This window comes from Bradyrhizobium sp. 87 (assembly GCF_023073015.1).
Taxonomy (GTDB): domain Bacteria; phylum Pseudomonadota; class Alphaproteobacteria; order Rhizobiales; family Xanthobacteraceae; genus Bradyrhizobium; species Bradyrhizobium canariense_D.
The window spans coordinates 204044-224296 of the sequence record NZ_JADPIQ010000107.1 but is presented as its reverse complement, the minus strand read 5'-3'; the positions used below and the strand labels follow the sequence as shown (position 1 = coordinate 224296).

The 20253-nt window shown below is 63.6% G+C and carries 16 protein-coding genes; 5 read left to right on the top strand and 11 right to left on the bottom strand.

All coding sequences use genetic code 11. The features are described from left to right. Positions 1 to 98 precede the first annotated feature (98 nt). From IVB50_RS28515 to IVB50_RS28505, 3 genes are all read right to left on the bottom strand, one after another. Positions 99 to 590, bottom strand: coding sequence for a DUF2846 domain-containing protein (locus IVB50_RS28515; RefSeq protein WP_247298516.1), 492 nt, complete (start codon positions 588 to 590; stop codon positions 99 to 101). Between the two features lie 141 nt (positions 591 to 731). Then, complete coding sequence (gene dnaE / locus IVB50_RS28510; RefSeq protein WP_247298513.1) at positions 732 to 4229, bottom strand: DNA polymerase III subunit alpha; 3498 nt, start codon at positions 4227 to 4229, stop codon at positions 732 to 734. 455 nt (positions 4230 to 4684) lie between these two features. After that, positions 4685 to 5404 (bottom strand): outer membrane beta-barrel protein, encoded by a 720-nt coding sequence (locus IVB50_RS28505; RefSeq protein WP_247298511.1) that lies wholly within the window; start codon positions 5402 to 5404, stop codon positions 4685 to 4687. Positions 5405 to 5654: 250 nt separating this feature from the next. Here IVB50_RS28505 and IVB50_RS28500 point away from each other — a divergent pair, with 250 nt between their 5' ends. Continuing rightward, entirely contained in the window at positions 5655 to 5975 is a 321-nt protein-coding gene (locus IVB50_RS28500; RefSeq protein ID WP_247298507.1) for a DUF3551 domain-containing protein, read from the top strand. 1 nt (position 5976) lies between these two features. After that, on the top strand, positions 5977 to 6225 hold the full coding sequence (locus tag IVB50_RS28495) for a DUF3551 domain-containing protein (protein WP_018455048.1): 249 nt from the start codon (positions 5977 to 5979) through the stop codon (positions 6223 to 6225). Between the two features lie 147 nt (positions 6226 to 6372). Here IVB50_RS28495 and map read toward each other — a convergent pair whose 3' ends face one another. Next, on the bottom strand, positions 6373 to 7122 hold the full coding sequence (map, locus tag IVB50_RS28490; protein WP_085353579.1) for a type I methionyl aminopeptidase: 750 nt from the start codon (positions 7120 to 7122) through the stop codon (positions 6373 to 6375). Between the two features lie 78 nt (positions 7123 to 7200). Then, the gene (locus IVB50_RS28485) at positions 7201 to 10350 is read right to left on the bottom strand and encodes a GAF domain-containing protein (protein WP_247298505.1); all 3150 of its coding nucleotides are present in this window, start codon (positions 10348 to 10350) and stop codon (positions 7201 to 7203) included. Positions 10351 to 10685: 335 nt separating this feature from the next. Here IVB50_RS28485 and IVB50_RS28480 point away from each other — a divergent pair, with 335 nt between their 5' ends. Beyond that, entirely contained in the window at positions 10686 to 11942 is a 1257-nt protein-coding gene (locus IVB50_RS28480; protein WP_085353294.1) for a hypothetical protein, read from the top strand. Between the two features lie 35 nt (positions 11943 to 11977). Here IVB50_RS28480 and IVB50_RS28475 read toward each other — a convergent pair whose 3' ends face one another. Together IVB50_RS28475 and IVB50_RS28470 are read right to left on the bottom strand one after the other, a co-directional pair. After that, on the bottom strand, positions 11978 to 12616 hold the full coding sequence (locus tag IVB50_RS28475; protein WP_085353295.1) for an HD domain-containing protein: 639 nt from the start codon (positions 12614 to 12616) through the stop codon (positions 11978 to 11980). A 90-nt stretch (positions 12617 to 12706) separates the two neighbouring features. After that, the gene (locus IVB50_RS28470) at positions 12707 to 13168 is read right to left on the bottom strand and encodes a carboxymuconolactone decarboxylase family protein (RefSeq protein WP_085353296.1); all 462 of its coding nucleotides are present in this window, start codon (positions 13166 to 13168) and stop codon (positions 12707 to 12709) included. 137 nt (positions 13169 to 13305) lie between these two features. Here IVB50_RS28470 and IVB50_RS28465 point away from each other — a divergent pair, with 137 nt between their 5' ends. Further along, on the top strand, positions 13306 to 14724 hold the full coding sequence (locus tag IVB50_RS28465; RefSeq protein WP_247298503.1) for a PLP-dependent aminotransferase family protein: 1419 nt from the start codon (positions 13306 to 13308) through the stop codon (positions 14722 to 14724). A 27-nt stretch (positions 14725 to 14751) separates the two neighbouring features. Here IVB50_RS28465 and IVB50_RS28460 read toward each other — a convergent pair whose 3' ends face one another. Next, a complete protein-coding gene (locus tag IVB50_RS28460; RefSeq protein ID WP_247298501.1) occupies positions 14752 to 15525 on the bottom strand; it encodes a helix-turn-helix transcriptional regulator in 774 nt (257 codons plus the stop codon). Between the two features lie 107 nt (positions 15526 to 15632). Here IVB50_RS28460 and IVB50_RS28455 point away from each other — a divergent pair, with 107 nt between their 5' ends. Further along, positions 15633 to 16712: a zinc-binding alcohol dehydrogenase family protein gene (locus tag IVB50_RS28455; protein ID WP_247298499.1), complete on the top strand. Its 1080-nt coding sequence runs from the start codon at positions 15633 to 15635 to the stop codon at positions 16710 to 16712. A 77-nt stretch (positions 16713 to 16789) separates the two neighbouring features. On the opposite strand, the gene IVB50_RS28450 is transcribed toward IVB50_RS28455, so the two are convergent. The 3 genes from IVB50_RS28450 to proS all read right to left on the bottom strand — a co-directional run bounded on the left by IVB50_RS28450 (position 16790) and on the right by proS (position 20189). After that, complete coding sequence (locus IVB50_RS28450) at positions 16790 to 17491, bottom strand: ABC transporter ATP-binding protein (protein WP_247298496.1); 702 nt, start codon at positions 17489 to 17491, stop codon at positions 16790 to 16792. A gap of 7 nt (positions 17492 to 17498) precedes the next feature. Further along, positions 17499 to 18779, bottom strand: a complete 1281-nt coding sequence (locus IVB50_RS28445; RefSeq protein WP_018455057.1) for a lipoprotein-releasing ABC transporter permease subunit — start codon at positions 18777 to 18779, stop codon at positions 17499 to 17501. Positions 18780 to 18869: 90 nt separating this feature from the next. Then, complete coding sequence (gene proS / locus IVB50_RS28440; RefSeq protein WP_018455058.1) at positions 18870 to 20189, bottom strand: proline--tRNA ligase; 1320 nt, start codon at positions 20187 to 20189, stop codon at positions 18870 to 18872. Positions 20190 to 20253 lie beyond the last annotated feature (64 nt).

Below are 20253 nucleotides of genomic sequence, written 5' to 3'. Positions count from 1 at the left end.
CGGCGCGATGGACGAACGGCCTCACGGCGATCATAGCCGCAACGCTGTGACGACACCACAAATGACGGTGCGGGCGGAGCTCGAATTTCGCGCGGAGGCTATTCTGCCAACCGAAGCTCTGCGATCGTCGTACTGGCGGCCGATTCATCCAAGGGCAGGAAATCCAGCGGCCCCTGATTTTTATAGCCGGACGTCATCGCAAGGGTGAGACCCCAGCCCAGCACCCCCGTGCTCGCATTCGCGATCATGGCGCTCTTGCGCTGACTGAAGCGCGCTACGAAGAACACGGTCTGGCCGGACTGAGCCGAAAAGTCCACGCGCGTGACGCCGAGCGCCGCCTCCTCTGCTACGAACTGGTGCTGGCCTGCCGGGCGATCGACATAGACATATGTCCCGGTCTTCAGGCCCTTGATCGGCGTACCGTCGAGGGAAAATTCCCAGTCCGGATCGCCGATGCCGCCGAAGCCTTTCTCGCGAAACACGACGACACGGGCCTGCCCGGCTTTCGGCGGACCCAGCTTTCGTACCGTCTCCGAATATCCGAGCCCGCTCCTCGCCGTCTCACAGCCGCACAGCAGTGCCGCAGCCACGAGCAATACCAGCCCACGCAATAGCATCACGCCCTCAGATTTTCCCCGAGTGCATGCTAACCGAAAACAGCGAAAGGTTGCAACAGGGCCGCCGCATGTCCCGCGCAAGACATGCAGCCGCCTGCAACACCGTGCGCGTTGCTAGAGCTGCTGCACGTCCACCACACCGGCGACCGCCTTGATGGCGCCGGCGATCTGCGGCGAGACCTTGAAGCGGCCGGGCAGCTTCAACTCGACCTCGGTTTCGAGGTCGAGCATCATGACCAGCGAGACCTCGCCGTCGCCGTTGGAGCGGGGTGCGATGCCCGGACTGCCGACCTTCGGCGCGGCGCCGTTCGCCATGTCGGGGCCGGCGAGACGCTTGGCGATCGATTCCAGCGGCTTGGTGTCGCGCACGAAGATGCGCAGGCCCTTCTGCGTCTTGGCCGCGGCCTCGTCCAGCGGCTCGGCGTGCAGCACGCGCGCGCGGACGTCCTCGCCCTGGAGCTCGGCGCCGAGCTGGAGCAGCACCGCGGCGCCCGGTTCCAGGACGTCGCGATATTGCGCGAGGCCTTCGGAGAACAGCACCGCCTCAAAGTGACCCGTGGGATCAGAGAGCCCCATGATGCCCATCTTGTTGCCGGTCTTGGTCCGCCGCTCCATGCGCGACACCACGGTGGCCGCGACCTTGCCGGCGGTGGCGCCGGTCTTCACCGCGCGGGAGAACTCGGCCCAGGACTGCACGCGCAGCCGCTTCAGCACGGTGGCGTAATCGTCGAGCGGATGTCCCGACAGGAAGAAGCCGATCGCGTCATATTCGCGGCGCAGCCGCTCGGCCGGCAACCAGGGCTCGATCTGCGGCAGCATGATGGTCGGCGCGTCGGCCGAGCTGCCGAACATGTCGTTCTGGCCGATGGTTGCAGCTTCGTTCGCCCGCTGGCACGCGGCGAGAATCGAGTCGGCGCCGGCGAAGACCCGCGCCCTGTTCGGCTCCAGCGTGTCGAAGGCGCCCGCGGCGGCGAGGCTTTCGATGATGCGCTTGTTGATCGCGCGCGGCGACACCCGCGCGGCAAAGTCGGCGAGCGAGGTGAACAAGCCGTTTTTGGTCCGCTCCGCGATGATCTGCTCGACGGCCGCAATACCGACGCCCTTCAGCGCCGCGAGCGCGTAGTAGATGGTCTTGTCGCCGACCTCGAAAGTCGCGCCGGAACGGTTGACATTGGGCGGCTCGACCTTGATGCCGAGGCGCTGCGCCTCGGCGCGGAATTCGGACAGCTTGTCGGTATTGTTGAGATCAAGCGTCATCGACGCGGCGATGAACTCCACCGGGTAATGCGCCTTCATGTAGGCGGTGTGGTAGGACACCAGCGCATAGGCCGCCGCGTGGCTCTTGTTGAAGCCGTAGTCGGCGAATTTCGCCAGCAGCTCGAAGATGGTATCGGCCTGCCCCTTCGGCACGCCGTTCTTCACTGCGCCTGCGACGAAGATCTCGCGCTGCTTCTCCATCTCGGCGCGGATCTTCTTGCCCATGGCGCGGCGCAGCAGGTCGGCGTCGCCAAGCGAATAGCCCGACATCACCTGCGCGATCTGCATCACCTGTTCCTGGTAGATGATGACGCCGAAGGTCTCCTTGAGAATCGGCTCCAGCACGGGGTGGAGATATTCCGGCTCCTCGTCGCCGTGCTTGCGCGCGCAATAGGTCGGGATGTTCGCCATCGGACCCGGTCGATAGAGCGCGACCAGCGCGATGATGTCCTCGAAACGGTCGGGGCGCATGTCGACCAGCGCGCGCCGCATGCCCTGGCTTTCAACCTGGAACACGCCGACCACCTCGCCGCGCGCCAGCATCTGGTAGCTTTCGGCATCGTCGATCGGCAGCGTCGCGAGATCGACGTGGATGTTGCGCGGCTTGAGCAGTTTGCACGCGACGTCGAGTACGGTCAGCGTTTTCAGGCCGAGGAAGTCGAACTTCACGAGGCCCGCGGGCTCGACCCATTTCATGTTGAACTGGGTCACCGGCATGTCGGATTTGGGATCGCGATACATCGGCACGAGTTCGCTCAGCGGCCGATCGCCGATCACGATGCCGGCCGCATGCGTCGAGGCGTGACGGGTCAGGCCTTCGAGGCGCTGCGCGATGTCGAAGGCGCGCGCCACCACCGGATCCTCGTCGCGGAACGCCTGGAGTTTTGGCTCGCTCTCGATCGCGGCGGCCAGCGTCACCGGCGCGGCCGGATTCTGCGGCACGAGTTTTGTGAGCTTGTCGACCTGGCCATAGGGCATCTGCAGCACGCGGCCGACGTCGCGCAGCACGCCGCGCGCCTGCAGCGTCCCGAAGGTGATGATCTGCGCGACCTGGTCGCGACCGTAGCGCTCCTGGACGTACCTGATCACCTCGCCGCGGCGATCCTGGCAGAAGTCGATGTCGAAGTCCGGCATCGAGACGCGTTCCGGATTGAGGAAGCGCTCGAACAGCAGGCCGAACTTGATCGGGTCGAGGTCGGTGATGGTCAGCGCCCACGCCACCAGCGAGCCTGCGCCGGAGCCGCGGCCCGGCCCGACCGGGATGCCCTGGCCCTTTGCCCATTTGATGAAGTCGGAGACGATCAGAAAGTAGCCCGCGTATTTCATGCGCATGATGACGTCGAGCTCGAACGCAAGCCGCGCGTTGTAATCTTCTTCCGTCGTGCCTTGCGAGAGGCCGTGCACGCGCAGGCGGTTGGCGAGCCCCTCCTCCGCCTGCCGCTTCAATTCGGCCGCCTCGACTGCGGCGGCATCGGAGCTTGCGGCAGCGCCGACCGTGAAGAACGGCAGGATCGGCTTGCGCGTCATCGGCCGGAACGAGCAGCGCTCGGCGATCTCCACCGTCGAGGCCAGCGCCTCCGGAATGTCGGCGAACAGCACCGCCATCTCGGCGCGGGTCTTGAAGCGGTGATCGGGCGTGAGCTGCTCGCGCTCGGTCTCCGCGATCAGCCGCCCGCCGGCGATGCAGAGCAGCGCGTCATGGGCTTCATAATCGTCGGTCGTGGCGAAATACGGCTCGTTGGTCGCAACCAGCGGCAGGCCCTTGGTGTAGGCGATGTCAATCAGGCTGCTTTCGACCCGCCGCTCCTTCTCGATGTTGTGGCGCTGCAATTCGATGTAGAGACGGTCTCCGAACAGGCTGGCCAGACGCTCGCAGCGCGCCGCCGCGAGCTCGGTATAACCGCCGGCAAGCGCCAGCGAGATCGGTCCGTCCGGACCGCCCGTCAGCGCGATCAGACCTTCGGTCTCGCCTTCGAGCCAGTCGAACTTGATGTGGGGAGCATGAGTGTCGGGCGTCTCCAGGAACGCGCGCGAGTTCAGCCGCATCAGGCTGCGATAGCCGCGCTCCTGCGCGGCCAGCAGCACCACGCGCGAGGGCAGCAGCACGTTGCGCGCATTGGGATCCTGGTCGCCGAACTCGATCGCGATCTCGCAGCCCACGATCGGCTGGATACCGGAGCCCGCCATCTTGTCGGAGAACTCCAGCGCACCGAACATGTTGTCGGTGTCGGTCAACGCCAGCGCCGGCTGATGGTCTTTCTTCGCTAGCTCGGCGAGCTTGGCGATCTTGATCGAGCCCTTGAGCAGCGAATAGGCCGAGTGAACGTGAAGGTGGACAAATCCGGCGCTCGGCATGGTCGCGTGACGGCCTCTTGCAGATGAGATGGAGCGGTCACCGGCACCGGAGGCATCCTGCACTCGCCCGGCCGACTCGCCTCATAATGGTGGGGCGTCATGGTGCCAGAGTCCACGCCGGAGCGGCCGATCGGCCGCGTCGTCCTGCTTTTCCCCAACCTAGGCCCGCGCCTAGAGCTGCGGGAGCACCTGGGCCCAGATCGCAATCATCCCGACAAACAGCGCGATCGACGCCAACGCGGCGGCCTCTTCAACGAAAATCCTGAACATGGCTTACTCCATGGTGAGAACGCATGAAGAACATTGTTCTCATTTCGTTCTCAGGAGTCAAGCCATCTCGACCATCTCCAAACAGAATGGTTAACCCGCTGAATTTAAGCAACAAAAAAGCCCCGGCCGATGGCCGGGGCTTTCGCCAACCGCTCGAAGTCGAGCGATCGATAGCAGTCTTTTACTCAGTAACGGCCGAGGCTCGGGCCGCCGAACTTGTAGTTCAAGCGAACGAGGCCCATGTCGACGTCCTGGCGGATGCGATCGGTGCCAACCAGGCCTGTGAACGTGACGTTCTTGTCCTGCAGGAAGATGTGGTTGTACTCGACGCCAACCGACCAGTTCGGGGCGAAACCGTACTCGAGGCCGGCACCGATCGTGCCACCCCAACGGGTCTGATCGTTCGAGGACAGCAGCGCCCCGCCAAGGGTCGAGACTTCATACTTGCTGTCGGCGACAGCCGCACCGCCCTTGGCGTAAAGGAGGACGTTGTTCCAGGCGTAGCCGATCTGACCGGTGATCAGACCGAACGAGTCGATCTTGGAGCGGTTGCGCGTCGCGAACAGCGCGCTGACGTTGTCGCCCGAGAAGTCAGCCCAGTTGCCCTGACCTTCGATACCGAACACCCACTGGCCCGACTGCATGCGGTAGCCGATCTGGCCGCCGACCGTGCCGCCGGTCGCATCGTGCGAACCCTCGCGGCCACCGCCGACGAGATCCCAAGTCGAATGGGCGGAACCGCCGCCGCCGTTGACGCCGATGTAGAAGCCGCTCCAGTCGTAGATCGCGGCGACCATCGCCGGCGCCTTGGTGTAAGGCCGCGCAGCGAGGTCAGCAGCCACCGCCGGTGCGGTCGCGCCGAGCGCGACAAGGCTCACAGCAGCAAGCAACAGATTCTTGTTCATTTGATTCCCGTTCCAGTTTCGTCGTTAGGCCCCCGGGCCGTAGCGTCGTCATAGCAGCGCTCGACAGAATTGCTGTAACCTCGACGCCACAGTTCGCGCCAAAGGATCGCGCTTCATTAATGAAGATTTACCAGCGCGCGCGGGAAACCCTTTGAAACAAGAGTTTTCATGAGTTCCATTGTGGACTACGACATACGCAGCATGCGCGCGTAACAACGTCGCGCGCACGTTCGCGTGATTGGAGAATCGAATGCGCAGACGAATTGCTCTCCCCATTGCCGCCACATTTTCGCTCGCCCTCGCCACATTTGGTTTCACGCTTAGCGCAAGCGTGCCTGCGCGCGCGTTCGGGACCCACCATGCCTTCTGCCTCACCGGCGATGAATGGCCGGGGCTGAGCAATTGCACGTTCGACACTTACGCGCAGTGCCAGGCGAGTTCGTCGGGCCGCGCGCTCACCTGCATCGCGAACCCGTATTTCGCAGGCCAGAGCGACGATCCCTACGCGTATCAGAACAGGCCGCGCGCGCAGGTGCCGGGTTATTCGCCCGGTTACTATTTGCCGCGCTGAGATGCGTCGCGCTCGCTTCGCGCTCCTCGCGATCGGCCTGCTGCTCGCCGGCGCGCCTGCGCACGCGCAGACCTACGATCCGAGCTATCCGGTCTGCATGCAGATCTACGGTCCCGTCGGCTATTTCGATTGCCGCTACACCTCTCTCGAGCAGTGCAGATTTTTAGCCCTCGGTCGGTCAGCGACGTGCGTGGCGAACCCGTATTTTGCGCAGAAGAAGCCCCCTCGCCACTCGCGGCGCGTCAATTAAATCGGGACTTCGATATGCGGCCCGCCTTGCGTTGAGCTTCCGACGCCACGCTCGGCAATCTGGTCGGCGAGACCGGCGCCGCCGCTGGCTCTGGATGATCGAACCCGTTCGGATGCTGCCCGAGATCCGGTGGCTTGAGGAGCCTCCTTAACCAGCCATCGTAACGATCAACGGTCCGCTTCGCGTGGCGATCACGGTGTGCTCGTATTGAACGGTCGGCGCCTCGGGGCTGCTGTAGAGCGTCCATGGATCATCGCCATCCTCTGCCCATTCCGCGCCAAGGGACAGGAACGGCTCGACGGTGAACACGAGGCCTTCGCTCATGATGCGGCGTTCGGAGCGGTCGGGCCACGTTGCGATCTCCGTCGGCTCCTCGTGGAGCGACAGGCCGACGCCGTGACTGGCAAGGTTCCTGACCAGGCTGTAACCGTTCTTCCGCGCAAAGGTCCCGATGGCCTGACCGATACCGGCAATCGGTTTGCCGGCTCCGACCTGCTGCAGGCCCGTCCACATCGCCCGCCGGCCGTCCCTGCAAAGACGTTCGACCGCGCGGGTTGCGGGTGGAACGGCGAATGAGGCTCCCGTATCCGCAAAGAAGCCGTTCTTCTCGGCTGACACGTCGATGTTCACGAGGTCCCCGCGCGCGATCCGCCGATCGCCGGGGATGCCATGAGCGATCTCCTCGTTCACGCTGATGCAGGTTGCGCCCGGAAAGTCGTAGGCCAGCTCCGGAGCCGAACGTGCACCGGCGGCCTCCAGCAGCGTTCGCCCGATCTGGTCGAGCTCGGAGGTGGACATGCCCGGCTCGAGCGCCTTTCCCATTGCCTCCAGGGTATTGGCGACAATGCGCCCGATCTCCTTCAGGCGCGCGAGGTCGTTGTCATCCGAGATTGTCATGTCATGCTCTTCCGAAAGCCGGGACATAGCCCTTGTGAAGGCAGCTTGCAAACGGAAGAGATCGTTTCCAAAACGCGTTCAGATCTCGTCGAGCAAGGTGCGGACTTTGGCAGCCAGGTCTTCGATAGCGAAGGGCTTGGGAAGCAGATGCTTGCCGGCATCGAGCACGCCATTGTGAACGATTGCATTGCGCGTGTAGCCGGTGGTGAACAGCACTTTCAGCGCCGGGTATCGTTTCGACAGCTCGGCCGCCAGCTCGGCGCCGGTCATGTCGGGCATGACGACATCCGTGAACAGCAGATCTGGAACGAAACCATTTTCGATCGTCCTGATCGCCTCTTTGGCGCTGGCTGCCTCGATGACGTTGTAGCCAAGTTCGCGCAGGCTTTCGGACGAAATGTTGCGGACGCGCTCGTCGTCTTCCACGACGAGAATGGTTTCGTTCTGATGGCTTGCACCGGCGGGTATTTCTTCCTGTGACAGAGCTGAGCCCGCCTCCTCGCCGGCGAAGCGTGGAAGGTAGATCTTCACGGTCGTGCCAACATCGACTTCCGAGTAAATTTTGACATGGCCGCCCGACTGCCGCACGAAACCGTAGACCTGACTGAGGCCGAGACCGGTGCCCCTGCCCACGACCTTGGTCGTGAAAAACGGATCGAACACCTTGCCCAGCACGTCGGCCGGAATTCCCGTGCCGTTGTCCGTCACGGCCACGAGAACGTACTGCCCGGGTGCGAGTGCATACTCGCGAGCATATTTTCGGTCTATCGAGACGTTGCTGGTTTCTACTGTCAGCCTGCCGCCCTTCGGCATGGCATCGCGCGCATTGACCGCGAGGTTGATCATCGCGCTTTCCAGCTGGGCCGGGTCTGCCTTGACCCGCCAGAGGCCAGCCGCCAGCACCGTCTCGAGGCGGATCAGCTCGCCCAGCGAGCGCTCGAGCAACTCGCTCATCCCGCCGACCATCTTGTTGATGTCCACGATCTCAGGCGCGAGCGGCTGTTGGCGCGAGAACGCGAGCAGCCTCTGCGTCAACGTGGCTGCGCGATTTGCACCGTCGATGGCGCCCTCGATGAAGCGGTCTATGCTGACCTCTCCCCTGCCGAGCCGCCGCTTGGCAAGATTCAGGCTGCCGAGAATCACGGCCAGCATATTGTTGAAGTCGTGGGCAATGCCGCCGGTCAACTGCCCGACGGCTTCCATCTTCTGGGATTGCCGCAATTGCTCTTCGGCCTTCATGCGCTCGGCAATTTCGTCGGCAACACGTTGCTCCAATCCGGCGTTGAGCGCCTCGAGCCGGGTCAAGAGCTGGGCGTTGTCGATAGCGGTGGCGGCATGGCCCGCAATACCAAGCAACGCGGACTCCTGCTCGGCTTGGAATTTACCCGTCTCGGCGTGACCGAAGAAAAGTCCGCCGAAAACTTCGCCGGTGCGCGAGATCACAGGGACCGCCAGGTAGGATCGGACCGGAAGATGGCCCTCGGGCATGCCTTTCCGCGGCGCGTTCTTGCCATAGCGGGGGTCCCGCAGGATATCGTCGGACCTCACCACGCCGGAGCCCTCGAAGGTCGGGCCAAAGACGGCTGTGTTACGCGGCATCGGAAAGTTTTCAAACGCGGATCGCGGCGCACCAGACAGCGAATACAGCATGTAGCTGCCGCCATCCGGCGCCAGAACGTTGTAGAAAAAGGCGCCGAATTGAGCACCGGTGAGTCCGACGCCGGCATCCGTCACGATCTGGACGATCTTGTCGAGGTCGCGTTCGCGAGAGACCGAGGCCCCGGTATCATTGAGTATTCTGAGATGACGCTCGGTTTTCTTTTGCGCGGTGATATCCAGAACCGTTCCGATGAACCGAACAGCTTGGCCGTTGGCAAAGATGGCTTGACCGGTCGCGGCGATCCAGCGTTCGACCCCATCCTCGATGCCAATGGTCCGGTATTCCATGTTGTAGTTTGCCGGCGCGTGCGGCGTCAGCGCCGCGGAGACGGCCTCGTGGGCGCGCTGCCTGTCTTCGGGATGAAGGCCCTTCAGGAACGACCCTTCATAGCTGACTTCGGCGTCCGGCGATAAACCGAACACCTCCTTGCAGCGGCTATCCCATCGAAGAACGTTGTTGACCGGGTCGTAGTCCCAGGTGCCGATACCAGCCGCCTTGTTTGCAAGCGTCAGTCGTTCGGCGGCCTCCCGCGCCGCCTGTTCCGATCGGACGCGCTCGATGTGGGCCCACGACCGTTCGGTCACTTCGGTGAGCAAGGCGAGTTCGCGCGGCGTCCACTGGTGCGGGCCCCGGTGATGGATCGCCATCAAGGCGGTGAGTTGCCCTTCTTTGACCAAGGGCATGCAAATCGTCGAACCGATCCCGATGTTCTGGAAAGTGGCGGCTTCCTCAGGCGCAAGCTCCTTCAAATTGTCATTGATGATCAGGGGCCTGCCGGCGCCGAGCTCTCGCACCGCCTTCTTCCCGAAGTCAGCCAGGCTGTAGTGACCAAGGATATGCACCGCGCCCGGCGCCGCCCAATCCCCGCGTATGGTGAAGCCGTCCTGGTCGGGATCCATATCGGCATAGGCACAGCTCGATACCTCGAGATGCTCGCCAAGCATCCTGGTCGTCACCGCCATCACGCCGTCGGCATCGCGGGTCCTGGCCGTCTCCTTGTTGAGTGCGTCCAGGAAAAGCAGCCGGGCTTCGTTCTCCCGCACGGCCGTCTCAGCACGGCGACGCTCAACGGCCGTGCGCGTACGCTCGGCAACATCGCGAATGAGCTCCAGCTCTTCGGGGCTCCATTCGCGCGGCCCGGCATTGTTCAAATACAGCAGCGCCACGACCCCATCGGCCTCCGAGATCGGCATGTTGACGAGCGCACGCGCAGAGATCGCCTCGAGAGCCTCGGCACGATCGCCGACGCGAGGGTCTTTTTCAGCATCGGCACAGATGACGGTCTCGCCCCGCTTGAGATCTTCGATGTAGCTGCCATAGTCGCGGAAGCGCAGCACGCCTGCGAGGCTCAGGATGCCCGGTGCGTTCCAGTCGCGGACAATGGTGATGGTCTCGGCTGAGGTGTCGACCGTGCCATAGCCCGCCCGGCTGACGTTCAGGCTGCGGCCGAGCAGTTCCGCCGCAGCATAGGCGAGATCGTCGGGATTGCTGATCTCTCGGATGAAGTCGCCGAGTGTGGCTAAGACGGAATTGCGATCGGCCGAGCGGATCCCGGTCGCTGTCGTCATTGGTCTTCCCCTGCCACGTTCCTAGCTCCACGAGGAGCTACTGCTTGATCGTCCCGCTGCTGTTCGCTTCGACCACAGGTAGCCCGCCTGACTTTCTGAGTGATGCAGCCGGGTCGCGCAAATTGTCTGCGCGATAACCGCATGATGGCATTTAGGTTCCTGTCGTCACCGTCCCCTTGGGAGATGCTGTTCTGCCTGCTCCCACATCGCCGCCAGATTGCCAATCCAGCCGTCGCGGACAGACCCGTGCGGATGCGCCACCGCAAGTTGTGGCTGCGCGGATCATCGTGTAACATCGATCTCTGCTTTTCACTGCGGGTGGTCCCCGTCGTTTCATGCTCGCCCGTAGTCTGCTTGTCCTGGCCTCGCTGATGCTTCCTGGCGCATTGCACGCCGAAGGGACGCCGGCCGAGAAGACTGGATTTGCATCCAGGCTGACGATCTATCTTGCCAAGGGACCACCAGACGCCTGCGGACCGGGCTGCGACCGCTGGATCGCCATCGAGGGCGATATCGACCAGGACGCTGCGCCGCGCATTCGCCGCTTCCTTGCCGGCGTCAAGGACACGCAGCGTCCGATCTACCTCTATTCACCGGGCGGAAACGTGGAGCAGTCCTATGTCATCGGGCGGTTGTTGCGCAGCCGCAAGGCGATCGGTCGGGTTGGCCGGACCATCGCGACGGCGTGCGCCGCGGGCACGCAGGTGGACGCCGCGTGCCTGAAAATAAAAAATACCGGCGGCGAGGTGGAAGCCGAACTCACCACTTACCATGCGATGTGCAACTCGGCCTGCGGCTACCTGTTTCTCGGAGCGACATCGCGCGAGGTCGCCCCCGACGCCGCGCTGGCGGTCCATAATTCCAGGCTGGTCCTTGCCTTTCACGGGCATCCGCCTCCGGCGGCGGTCGCGGAATACAGGCAGCGCCGGATGGCCAGGGCCGATCGCGATCGCGCTGCGTTCATCGCGGCGATGGGGATCAGCCGCGAGCTAGACGATCTGATCCGGACGGTGAAGTTCGAAAACCTGCACCTGCTGACGCGCGCCGAGCTCTATCGTTTCGGCATCGACACGCGTTCGCTTGCCGAAACGGCGTGGAAACTGGAAAAGGAAGCGCGCCCCTTTGCCCGCAAGTTCGCGATGCTGAAGGAGAACGGCGCTTCGTTCCGGCCTATGGAATGGCGTCTGTCCTGCGAAAGCGGAAAGCGCGTGCCGTTGACATTCGCGCGCGAGATCGACGAGACGGCCGTCGGCAAGACCACCATCCTGGTGACGGCGGACGCCGCTCCGGACAACGCGGCCGGAGGGTCTGCGTTGCGGACCGGAAAATACGAAGTCTGGCGTGGCAGCATCGATCCGGACATGCTCAAGGCGATACTGGCGTCCCGCTCCCTCCATGTCCGCGAAACCACGCTGTTACCCGACGACAAGGCGGACATCACGAAATTCGACATCGACTTGACGGGCCTGACGTCAGTGTGGCCGCAGCTTGCGGCGTCATGCGCGGCGGCGACGCCGGCTCCGAAGAGCCCGTGGCCGGCCATTCAGCAGCCGAACGCCAGCGTAACGCCCCCGGCCGCACCGTCGCCATGAGTCAACGTGGCGAAACTCGAACATCGCGCCGAAGGTCAGCTCCGCCAGGGAGTGTTGCGGATGCGCGTGCATGCGTTCGGCTTGTGAAATGTGGGGTCGTGATCTTCGATGTAATCGAAATTGACAGTCCCGAACGTGGTCTGCGGCTTCTTCAAGGCCGAGCAGGTTTGTACCTGAAGGAATTCGTTCTTGAAATCACCGCGCGGAAATGCGGTGGTCACCTGGTCGCGCTGCTCTGGCGAGTACTCGTCATAGCCAATCCCCACGACGTCGACCAACACACCCGCATTCGTGAGAGCGATTTCCGGCCGCATGTATTGTGGAATTCCGGGCGTCGTATGTAACGCGATCGCCTCCCAAACCAGATCGGCTTTTGGCTCGTCGATGCCGTGCCCCCTCAGAAATTCGCGGGCGGCATCGGCGCCATCAACTTCAAATCGCTTGGTCTGTGTATGGTAATGGTCGACAAGCCCGAGATCATGGAACAGCGCCGCGATGTAGAGCAGCTCGGAATCGAATTTCAGATTTTGCCGATGTCCCTTGATCGCGCCGAACACAAAGACGCGGACCGAGTGGTTGAACAACATGTCGTTTTCGTACTGGCGCACCAGCTCGGCGGCCTCCCGTGCGATCTTGCTGTCGGGAATCTTCACGCCGGAAATTGCGATGGTCATTTCAAGCTCCTGCCTTGAATCGCCGATATCTCAGGACATGCCGTCGCAGTCGATGGCATGTGTTTACCCTCTTGCCGTCTGGCACCGGGGTCAGGCTGCCATCTCTTTCGCGGCCTGTGGCGTATTTCGGAAGCTGATTGCCATGCGATTGTACGCATTCATCAGGCCGATCGCGATGGTGAGATCGACGAGCTCGCGCTCCTCGAAGACGGCGCGGGCAGCCTCGTAAGCTTGATCCGGGATGCCGGTGTCGGCCACACGGGTCACCGTTTCAGCCCATGCGAGGGCGGCACGCTCCCGCTCGTCGAAGAGATGACCGCCTTCCGCCCAGGCCTGCACCAGCGCGATCTTTTCGATCTTCTGTCCGCTCTTCAGCAGATCGCGCGTGTGCATGTCGAGGCAGTAGGCGCAATTGTTGATCTGCGAAATGCGCAGATAAACCAGAGTGACGAGCGTTGCAGGAAGATTGCTCTGCATGACATAGCCGTAAACGCCGCCGAGCGCTTTCATGCCTGCGGGTGCAATGCGGTCGTAGTCGAGACGCTTAGCCATTTTCATACTCCATGATCGGTTCTGTTCGGCGGCTGTCGCCATGTACTTCCGCCATGTACTTCCCTGCCCGATAAATGGCCCCGCCCTGGTCTACAAAAAAGCACCAAGAATGGACGAAAATCGTGTACCACGGGGGCATGGTCAAACCGCTGCAGCTGGAGCTCGATCGATCTGCGAAGACGCCATTGGCGGAACAAATCCGCAGAGGTATCGGAGCTGCCATCGAGAGCGGCGTGCTGGCTCCGGGAGCTCGTCTGCCCTCATGGCAGGATTTGGCGGCTCAGCTGGGCGTGGCGCGCGGCACCGTGCGATCGGCCTACGAAAAACTTTCCTCTGCGCAACTGATCGTCGCGTCGCGCGCGACCGGAACGCGTGTTGCGGATCGACCCGCCTTTACCCCTCGGCAGGAAGCCGCTCCCCACCCCGGCTCGTTCATGGAGATGTACCAGGAGCTCACTGCGGGACCGGCCGTTTTCCAAATGGGTGTGCCCGCTCACGAGACCTTTCCCGCCAAGCTCTTCTCGAGGATGCGCACGCGGGCGGTGCGCGCGGAAACCAGCGCACCGGCCATTTATCGGGATCCCCGCGGCGAGCTGGAATTGAGGCGCGACATTGCGGCATATCTCGCGCTGGCGCGGGGGATCGAATGTGCACCGTCGCAGATCATCATCACCGGCGGCTTCAGCAGCGGCCTCGGACTGGCACTGCGGGTTCTCGGCCTCGAGCAGAAGAAGGTCTGGATGGAGGACCCGGGCTTCCCCTTCACAAGGCACGGCCTTGAGCTTGCAAGGTTGTCGATCAGGCCGATCCCAGTTGATGCAGACGGCATTGACGTCGGTTACGGCCTGAAACACGCTCCTGATGCTGCATTGGTGGTCGTGACGCCGGGACAGCAGGCACCGCTTGGCTCCACCTTGTCGCTGGCAAGACGTTCATGTCTTCTCGACTGGGCAGCCCAGGAAGGGGTGTGGGTGATCGAGGACGACTATCTGAGCGAGCTTCAGCTGAGAGGGCGCGCCACACCGGCGCTCGCCTCTCTCGATCGTTTCGGGCGCGTTATTCATATCGGTTCCTTCAGCAAGACCCTGACTCCTGCCTTGCGGCTGGGCTTCGTCGTTGCACCCGCCTCTCTGGCATCCCGTTTTGCCGAGGTGGCGGCATGCCTCGCTCCGGCGCCCGGGCCGTCCGTACAGCTCGCAACCGCCGAATTCATCCGCGACGGCCACTATCTGCGGCATCTTCGACGCACGAAGCGGGCCTATGCCGCGCAAGGCGATGCGCTGCTGAAATATTTGAAGGCACGCGCCAAGGACGTTGCGAAGGACGTTGCGATCGCCGGATTGGCCGCGGTCTTGAGACTGCCGGACGGAACCTCCGACGTCGCGATCGCGAGGGAAGCAGCATCGTTTGGAATGGCGCCCACGCCCCTGTCGCTATGGCATGCGTCCGCGGCCTCGGCGCGATCCGGCCTGTTGCTGGGCGTCGCCACATCTCCCCACAAGAGGATCGAGGCATCCTGCGATCGGCTGCTTCAGATCATCGACCGTCATACGTAACAAGCTTCGACCCCATGTTTCCGCAATCTACACCGGCGTATAGATCACGAGCTTCAGCGCCGGATCGTCATTGGCCTGAAAGCTGGTGTGCTCGAACCGGAGCACGCCCTTGGTCGGATGGTTCATGATCTTGAGGCCCGCGGCAGTGCTGCGGATCTCGTGCGCCTCCCACCATTTGACGAATTCCGGACTGCCCTTGCGCAGCCGCGTCAGCAATTCCGTAAAGGCGGGATCGCCGGCCCAGACGTCGTGAGTGGCGCGAAACATCGCGACCATGCTCTTGGCGATGTCAGCCCAGCCGGCACCGTAGAATTTTCGCGTCTGCTTGTTCGTCATGACCAGCAGCAGCGTGTTGCGGTCCTGCTCGGGCAATTGTCCGAACCCGAAGATCTCCTCGGCCGCCGCGTTCCAGGCCAGCACGTCCCAGCGCCGCCCCGTGACATAGGCCGGCTGCGCCAGGCTCTCGATCATCCGCCGAACGGGGGGCGGCACGATCTCGCGCGTGAACGCGCGCCTATCGCCGTCGCGCGCAAGTGCCTTGAGATGGGCGTGCTCGGTCTTGCTGAGGCGCAACGCTCGCGCCAGCGCATTCACGGTGGTGACCGAGGGGCTGACGGTGCGGCCCTGCTCGAGGCGGATGTACCAGTCGACGCCGATGCCGGCGAGCTGCGCCACCTCTTCGCGGCGCAGGCCCGCCGTGCGACGCCGCCGGCCCGCGGGAAGCCCGACCGTCTTCGGCGACAGCTTTTCGCGGCGGGACCTGAGGAAGTCGCCGAATTCGACGCGGCGTGGGTCGGCCATGGTGACGTGCCTCGATGGAGGGCTTGGGGAATACTAGGATAATACCAGGCCTTCCTGGGCCTGGAAAGGCGGCGCATATGGGCTTCAACCCACTTTGAGGTGAGATCATGAAAGCTGCCGTATTGAAATCATTTGGATCGCCGCTTGCGATTGAGGAAGCCGCGGACCCTGTGCTCGGCACGGGCGAGGTCATCGTGGACGTCATCGCAACGCGGGTGCTGTCCTACATGAACGAGGTCTTCAGCGGGGCACGCAACTATGCCCTCGACCTGCCGATCATCCCGGGGCCAGGCGGCATCGGCCGGGTGCGCGCCATCGGCCCGGACGCAACCAAGCTCGGCGTTGGCGACTGGGTGTTCTGCGACCCGACGGTGCGCTCGCGCGACGACGCCGCAGCGCCCGACATTGCCCTGCAAGGACTCACTGCCCCCGGGGCCGGCGCCATGCGCCTGCAACAGCATTTTCGCCATGGCTCGTTCGCCGAGCAGATGCGGGCGCCGACGGAGAACGTCAAACGGCTTGGCACGATCGCGTCGGAGGACGCCACGCGATGGTGCGCGCTGGGGACGCTGCTGGTGCCCTATGGCGGCTTTCTCGCCGCCAGCCTTCAGCCCGGCGAGACCGTGCTGGTGAGCGGGGCCACCGGCAATTTCGGCAGCGCAGCCGTCTCGGTCGCGCTCGCGATGGGCGCGGCCTGCGTGGTCGCGCCCGGCCGCAACGACAAGATCTTGGCCGACCTCGTCCGCCGTTTCGGCGATCGCGTGAAGCCGGTCAAACTCTCCGGCAACGAGGATGACGACCGCGAGAGCATGAAGCGTGCGGCGCCCGGGCCGATCGACTGCGTGCTCGACATCATGCCGCCCTCGGTGAGCACGAATGTGGTGCGCGCGGCGATCATGACGGTGCGCCCCAATGGCCGCGTCGTGCTGATGGGTGGCGTCGGCATGGCCGGCGGCGCCGGCCTCGAGCTGCCCTACCCCTGGATCATGCGCAACTGCATCAGCATCCACGGCGTCTGGATGTATCCGCCGGATGCGGCAAGCCGCCTGATCGCGCTGGTGCGCGCGGGACTGCTGAGGCTGGAGGTGTACGAGGCCACGGCCTTCGACCTCGACCACGCCAATGAGGCGGTAGCCCATGCCGCAGCCAATGGCGGGCCGTTCAAATTGACGGTGATCCGGCCTTGAACCTCCCGGGAGCACCATTTTTTTCGTCAGTGCGCCCAAGCACTTGGCTACTGTGCATGGGGTTGTTTTCGCGGTTTTTACTCGAGCTCGACCACCTGGCCGTTCGACAGCGACACGCGGCGGTCCATCCGGCCGGCGAGCTCCATGTTGTGGGTCGCGATCAGCATCGAGACCTTGGTCGCCTTGACGAGCTGCATCAGGGCCTGGAAGACGTGGTCAGCGGTGTGCGGATCGAGATTGCCGGTCGGCTCGTCCGCAAACAGCACCCGCGGAGCATTGGCCACCGCGCGCGCGATTGCAACGCGCTGCTGCTCGCCGCCCGACAGCTCGGACGGACGGTGCGTGATGCGCTCGCCGAGGCCGAGATAGCCAAGGATCTCCTTGGCGCGCTTGACGCTCTCGGATTTCTTGAGGCCGCGGATCATCTGCGGCAGCATGACGTTCTCCAGCGCCGAGAACTCCGGCAACAGCCGGTGGGACTGGTAGACAAAGCCGATGTCGGTGCGGCGAAGCTGGGTGCGCTCGATGTCGGGCAGTTGCGAGGTCGGCGCGCCATTGACGTAGACCTCGCCGGAATCAGGCGCTTCCAACAGACCCGCGATGTGCAGCAGCGTCGACTTGCCCGAGCCTGACGGCGCCACCAGCGCGACGGACTGCCCCGCCCACAGCGCGAGCTTGGCGCCGTCGAGGATCGTCAGCGGCACCTCGCCCTGCAAGTACTGTCGCTTTATCTCGTGGAGATAAATGACCGGTACATCTTCCGCCCCCTGCTGCCCCATCAGCCCCTCACTCGTACCGCAGCGCTTCGACGGGATCGAGGCGCGCGGCGCGCCAGGACGGATACAGCGTCGCCAGGAACGACAGCGTCAGCGCCATGATCACGACGGCCGAGGTCTCGCCGATGTCGATCTCGGCGGGCAGCTTCGACAGGAAATATAGCTCTGGCGAAAACAGTTCGGTGCTGGTCAGCCAGGACAGGAATTGCCTGATCGATTCGATGTTCAGGCAGATCACCAGCCCGACGATGAAGCCGACCATCGTACCGACCACGCCGATCGAGGCGCCCGTGATCAGGAAGATGCGCATGATCGAGCCTTGCGAGGCCCCCATGGTCCGCAGGATCGCGATGTCGCTGCCCTTGTCCTTCACCAGCATGATCAGGCCGGAAACGATGTTGAGCGCGGCGACCAGCACGATCATGGTGAGGATCAGGAACATCACGTTGCGTTCGACCTGGAGCGCGTTGAAGAAGGTCGAGTTGCGCTGCCGCCAGTCCACCAGAAACACCGGCCGGCCCGCCGCCTCCGTCACGGCCTGGCGGAACGCGACGATCTGATCCGGATTGGTGGTGAAGACCTCGATCGAGGTGACGTCGTTGCTGCGGTTGAAATAGGCCTGCGCCTCCGCGAGCGGCATGAACACGAAGCCGAGATCATACTCGGACATGCCGATCTCGAACACCGCGGCGATCTTGTACGGCTTGATGCGCGGTGTCGTGCCCATCGGCGTGACCGCGCCCTTAGGCGCCACCAGCGTGATGCTGTCGCCGGCGTGCAGCGACAGCTGGTCAGCGAGGCGCCGGCCGATCGCGACCCCCTGCCCGTCATCGAAGCCCTCGAGCGAGCCCTGCTTGATGTTCTTGGCGATCGAGGTGAGGTTGTTGAGGTCGTCGGAGCGGATGCCGCGCACCAGGACGCCGGAGGCGTTCCACGGCGATGACGCCAGCGCCTGGCCATCCACCACGGGCGCTGCGAGCCGAATGCCCTGGACCTGACTGAGGCGGTCGGCGACGTCCTTCCAGTCGGTCAGCGGCGATTCCAGCGGCTGGACCAGGATGTGGCCGTTGAGCCCGAGTATCTTGTCGAGCAACTCCTTGCGGAAGCCGTTCATGACGGCCATGACGATAATCAGTGTCGCCACGCCCAGCATGATGCCGAGGAAGGAGAACCCGGCGATGACCGAGATGAATCCCTCCTTGCGGCGCGCCCGTAGGTAGCGCCCCGACAGCATCCACTCGAATGGTGCAAAAGGCGCGGTTTGAACAGTTTCGGTCATGGTCTCATCCATCGCTCGATAGTCCCATGATTCGGGGTCAAATGTGGCCGGATTGGCGGCCGCGATCTCGGGCGATGAACAATATTCAGCCGACCAGCCTTATCAGCCCACAAGTCTTGCGACCGCGTCCGCAGGCGACATGGTCTCGCGGGCGCCGTCACTTCGCCGCTTGAGCTCGACCTTGCCGTCGGCGAGCCCTTTCGGCCCGATCATGATCTGCCACGGAATGCCGATCAGGTCGGCGGCGGCGAATTTGGCTCCGGCGCGCTGTTCGGTGTCGTCGTAGAGCACGTCGACGCACTTGGCGGACAGCTCCGCATAGAGCTTCTCGCAAGCCGCATCGACCGCGGCATCGCCCTGCTTGAGGTTGAGAATCGACACGCGGAACGGGGCAACGGCCTCCGGCCATTTGATGCCGGCATCGTCATGGCAGGCCTCGATAATGGCGCCGAGCAGGCGCGAGACGCCGACGCCGTAGGAGCCGCCGTGGATCGGCACGTCGACACCGTCGGGGCCTGCCACCAGCGCCTTCATCGCCTCGGAATACTTCGTGCCGAAATAGAAGATCTGCCCGACCTCGATACCGCGGGTGTTCACCCGCTTGTCCGCGGGCACTTCCTGCTCGAAGCGCGCGGCGTCGTGAACGTCTTCCGTCGCCGCATAGACCGACGTCCATTGCTTGATGATCGGCGTCAAATCGCTCTCATAGTCGACGTCCTCGCCCGGCACCGGCAGGTCCAGCACGTCGCGATTGATGAACACGCCGGATTCGCCGGTCTCGGCCAGCACAATGAACTCATGACTGAGATCGCCGCCGATCGGGCCGGTCTCGGCGCGCATCGGGATCGCCTTCAGCCCCATCCGCGCGAAGGTGCGCAAATACGCGACGAACATCTTGTTGTAGGCGACGCGCGCCGCGGCCTCGTTGAGGTCGAATGAATAGGCGTCCTTCATCAGGAACTCGCGGCCGCGCATCACGCCGAAGCGCGGACGCTGCTCGTCGCGGAATTTCCATTGAATATGATAGAGATTCAGCGGCAGGCTCTTGTAGGACTTCACATAGGCGCGGAAGATCTCGGTGATCATTTCCTCGTTGGTCGGGCCATACAGCAGCTCACGCTTGTGCCGGTCGGCGATGCGCAGCATCTCGGGGCCATAGGCATCGTAGCGGCCGCTCTCGCGCCAGAGGTCGGCAAGCTGCAGCGTCGGCATCAACAGTTCCAGCGCGCCAGAGCGGTCCTGCTCCTCGCGCACGATCTGCTCGATCTTCTTGAGCACGCGGAAGCCGAGCGGCAGCCAGGCATAGATGCCGGCGGCCTCCTGCCGGATCATGCCGGCACGCAGCATCAGCCGATGCGAGACGATCTCCGCCTCTTTCGGATTTTCCTTCAGAATGGGCAGAAAGAACCGCGACAACCGCATGGCAATACTCGAGGAATCAGTGATGACTTGCAGTGAAACCGGATTGGGAGCCAAAACACAAGAC

Excerpts from the sequence above, each read along its gene's own strand:
- dnaE (WP_247298513.1), bottom strand. The coding sequence starts at position 4,229 with ATGCCGAGCGCCGGATTTGTCCACCTTCACGTTCACTCGGCCTATTCG.
- IVB50_RS28505 (WP_247298511.1), bottom strand. The coding sequence starts at position 5,404 with ATGAACAAGAATCTGTTGCTTGCTGCTGTGAGCCTTGTCGCGCTCGGC.
- IVB50_RS28500 (WP_247298507.1), top strand. The coding sequence starts at position 5,655 with ATGCGCAGACGAATTGCTCTCCCCATTGCCGCCACATTTTCGCTCGCC.
- IVB50_RS28495 (WP_018455048.1), top strand. The coding sequence starts at position 5,977 with ATGCGTCGCGCTCGCTTCGCGCTCCTCGCGATCGGCCTGCTGCTCGCC.
- map (WP_085353579.1), bottom strand. The coding sequence starts at position 7,122 with ATGACAATCTCGGATGACAACGACCTCGCGCGCCTGAAGGAGATCGGG.
- IVB50_RS28485 (WP_247298505.1), bottom strand. The coding sequence starts at position 10,350 with ATGACGACAGCGACCGGGATCCGCTCGGCCGATCGCAATTCCGTCTTA.
- IVB50_RS28480 (WP_085353294.1), top strand. The coding sequence starts at position 10,686 with ATGCTCGCCCGTAGTCTGCTTGTCCTGGCCTCGCTGATGCTTCCTGGC.
- IVB50_RS28475 (WP_085353295.1), bottom strand. The coding sequence starts at position 12,616 with ATGACCATCGCAATTTCCGGCGTGAAGATTCCCGACAGCAAGATCGCA.
- IVB50_RS28470 (WP_085353296.1), bottom strand. The coding sequence starts at position 13,168 with ATGGCTAAGCGTCTCGACTACGACCGCATTGCACCCGCAGGCATGAAA.
- IVB50_RS28465 (WP_247298503.1), top strand. The coding sequence starts at position 13,306 with ATGGTCAAACCGCTGCAGCTGGAGCTCGATCGATCTGCGAAGACGCCA.
- IVB50_RS28460 (WP_247298501.1), bottom strand. The coding sequence starts at position 15,525 with ATGGCCGACCCACGCCGCGTCGAATTCGGCGACTTCCTCAGGTCCCGC.
- IVB50_RS28455 (WP_247298499.1), top strand. The coding sequence starts at position 15,633 with ATGAAAGCTGCCGTATTGAAATCATTTGGATCGCCGCTTGCGATTGAG.
- IVB50_RS28450 (WP_247298496.1), bottom strand. The coding sequence starts at position 17,491 with ATGGGGCAGCAGGGGGCGGAAGATGTACCGGTCATTTATCTCCACGAG.
- IVB50_RS28445 (WP_018455057.1), bottom strand. The coding sequence starts at position 18,779 with ATGGATGAGACCATGACCGAAACTGTTCAAACCGCGCCTTTTGCACCA.
- proS (WP_018455058.1), bottom strand. The coding sequence starts at position 20,189 with ATGCGGTTGTCGCGGTTCTTTCTGCCCATTCTGAAGGAAAATCCGAAA.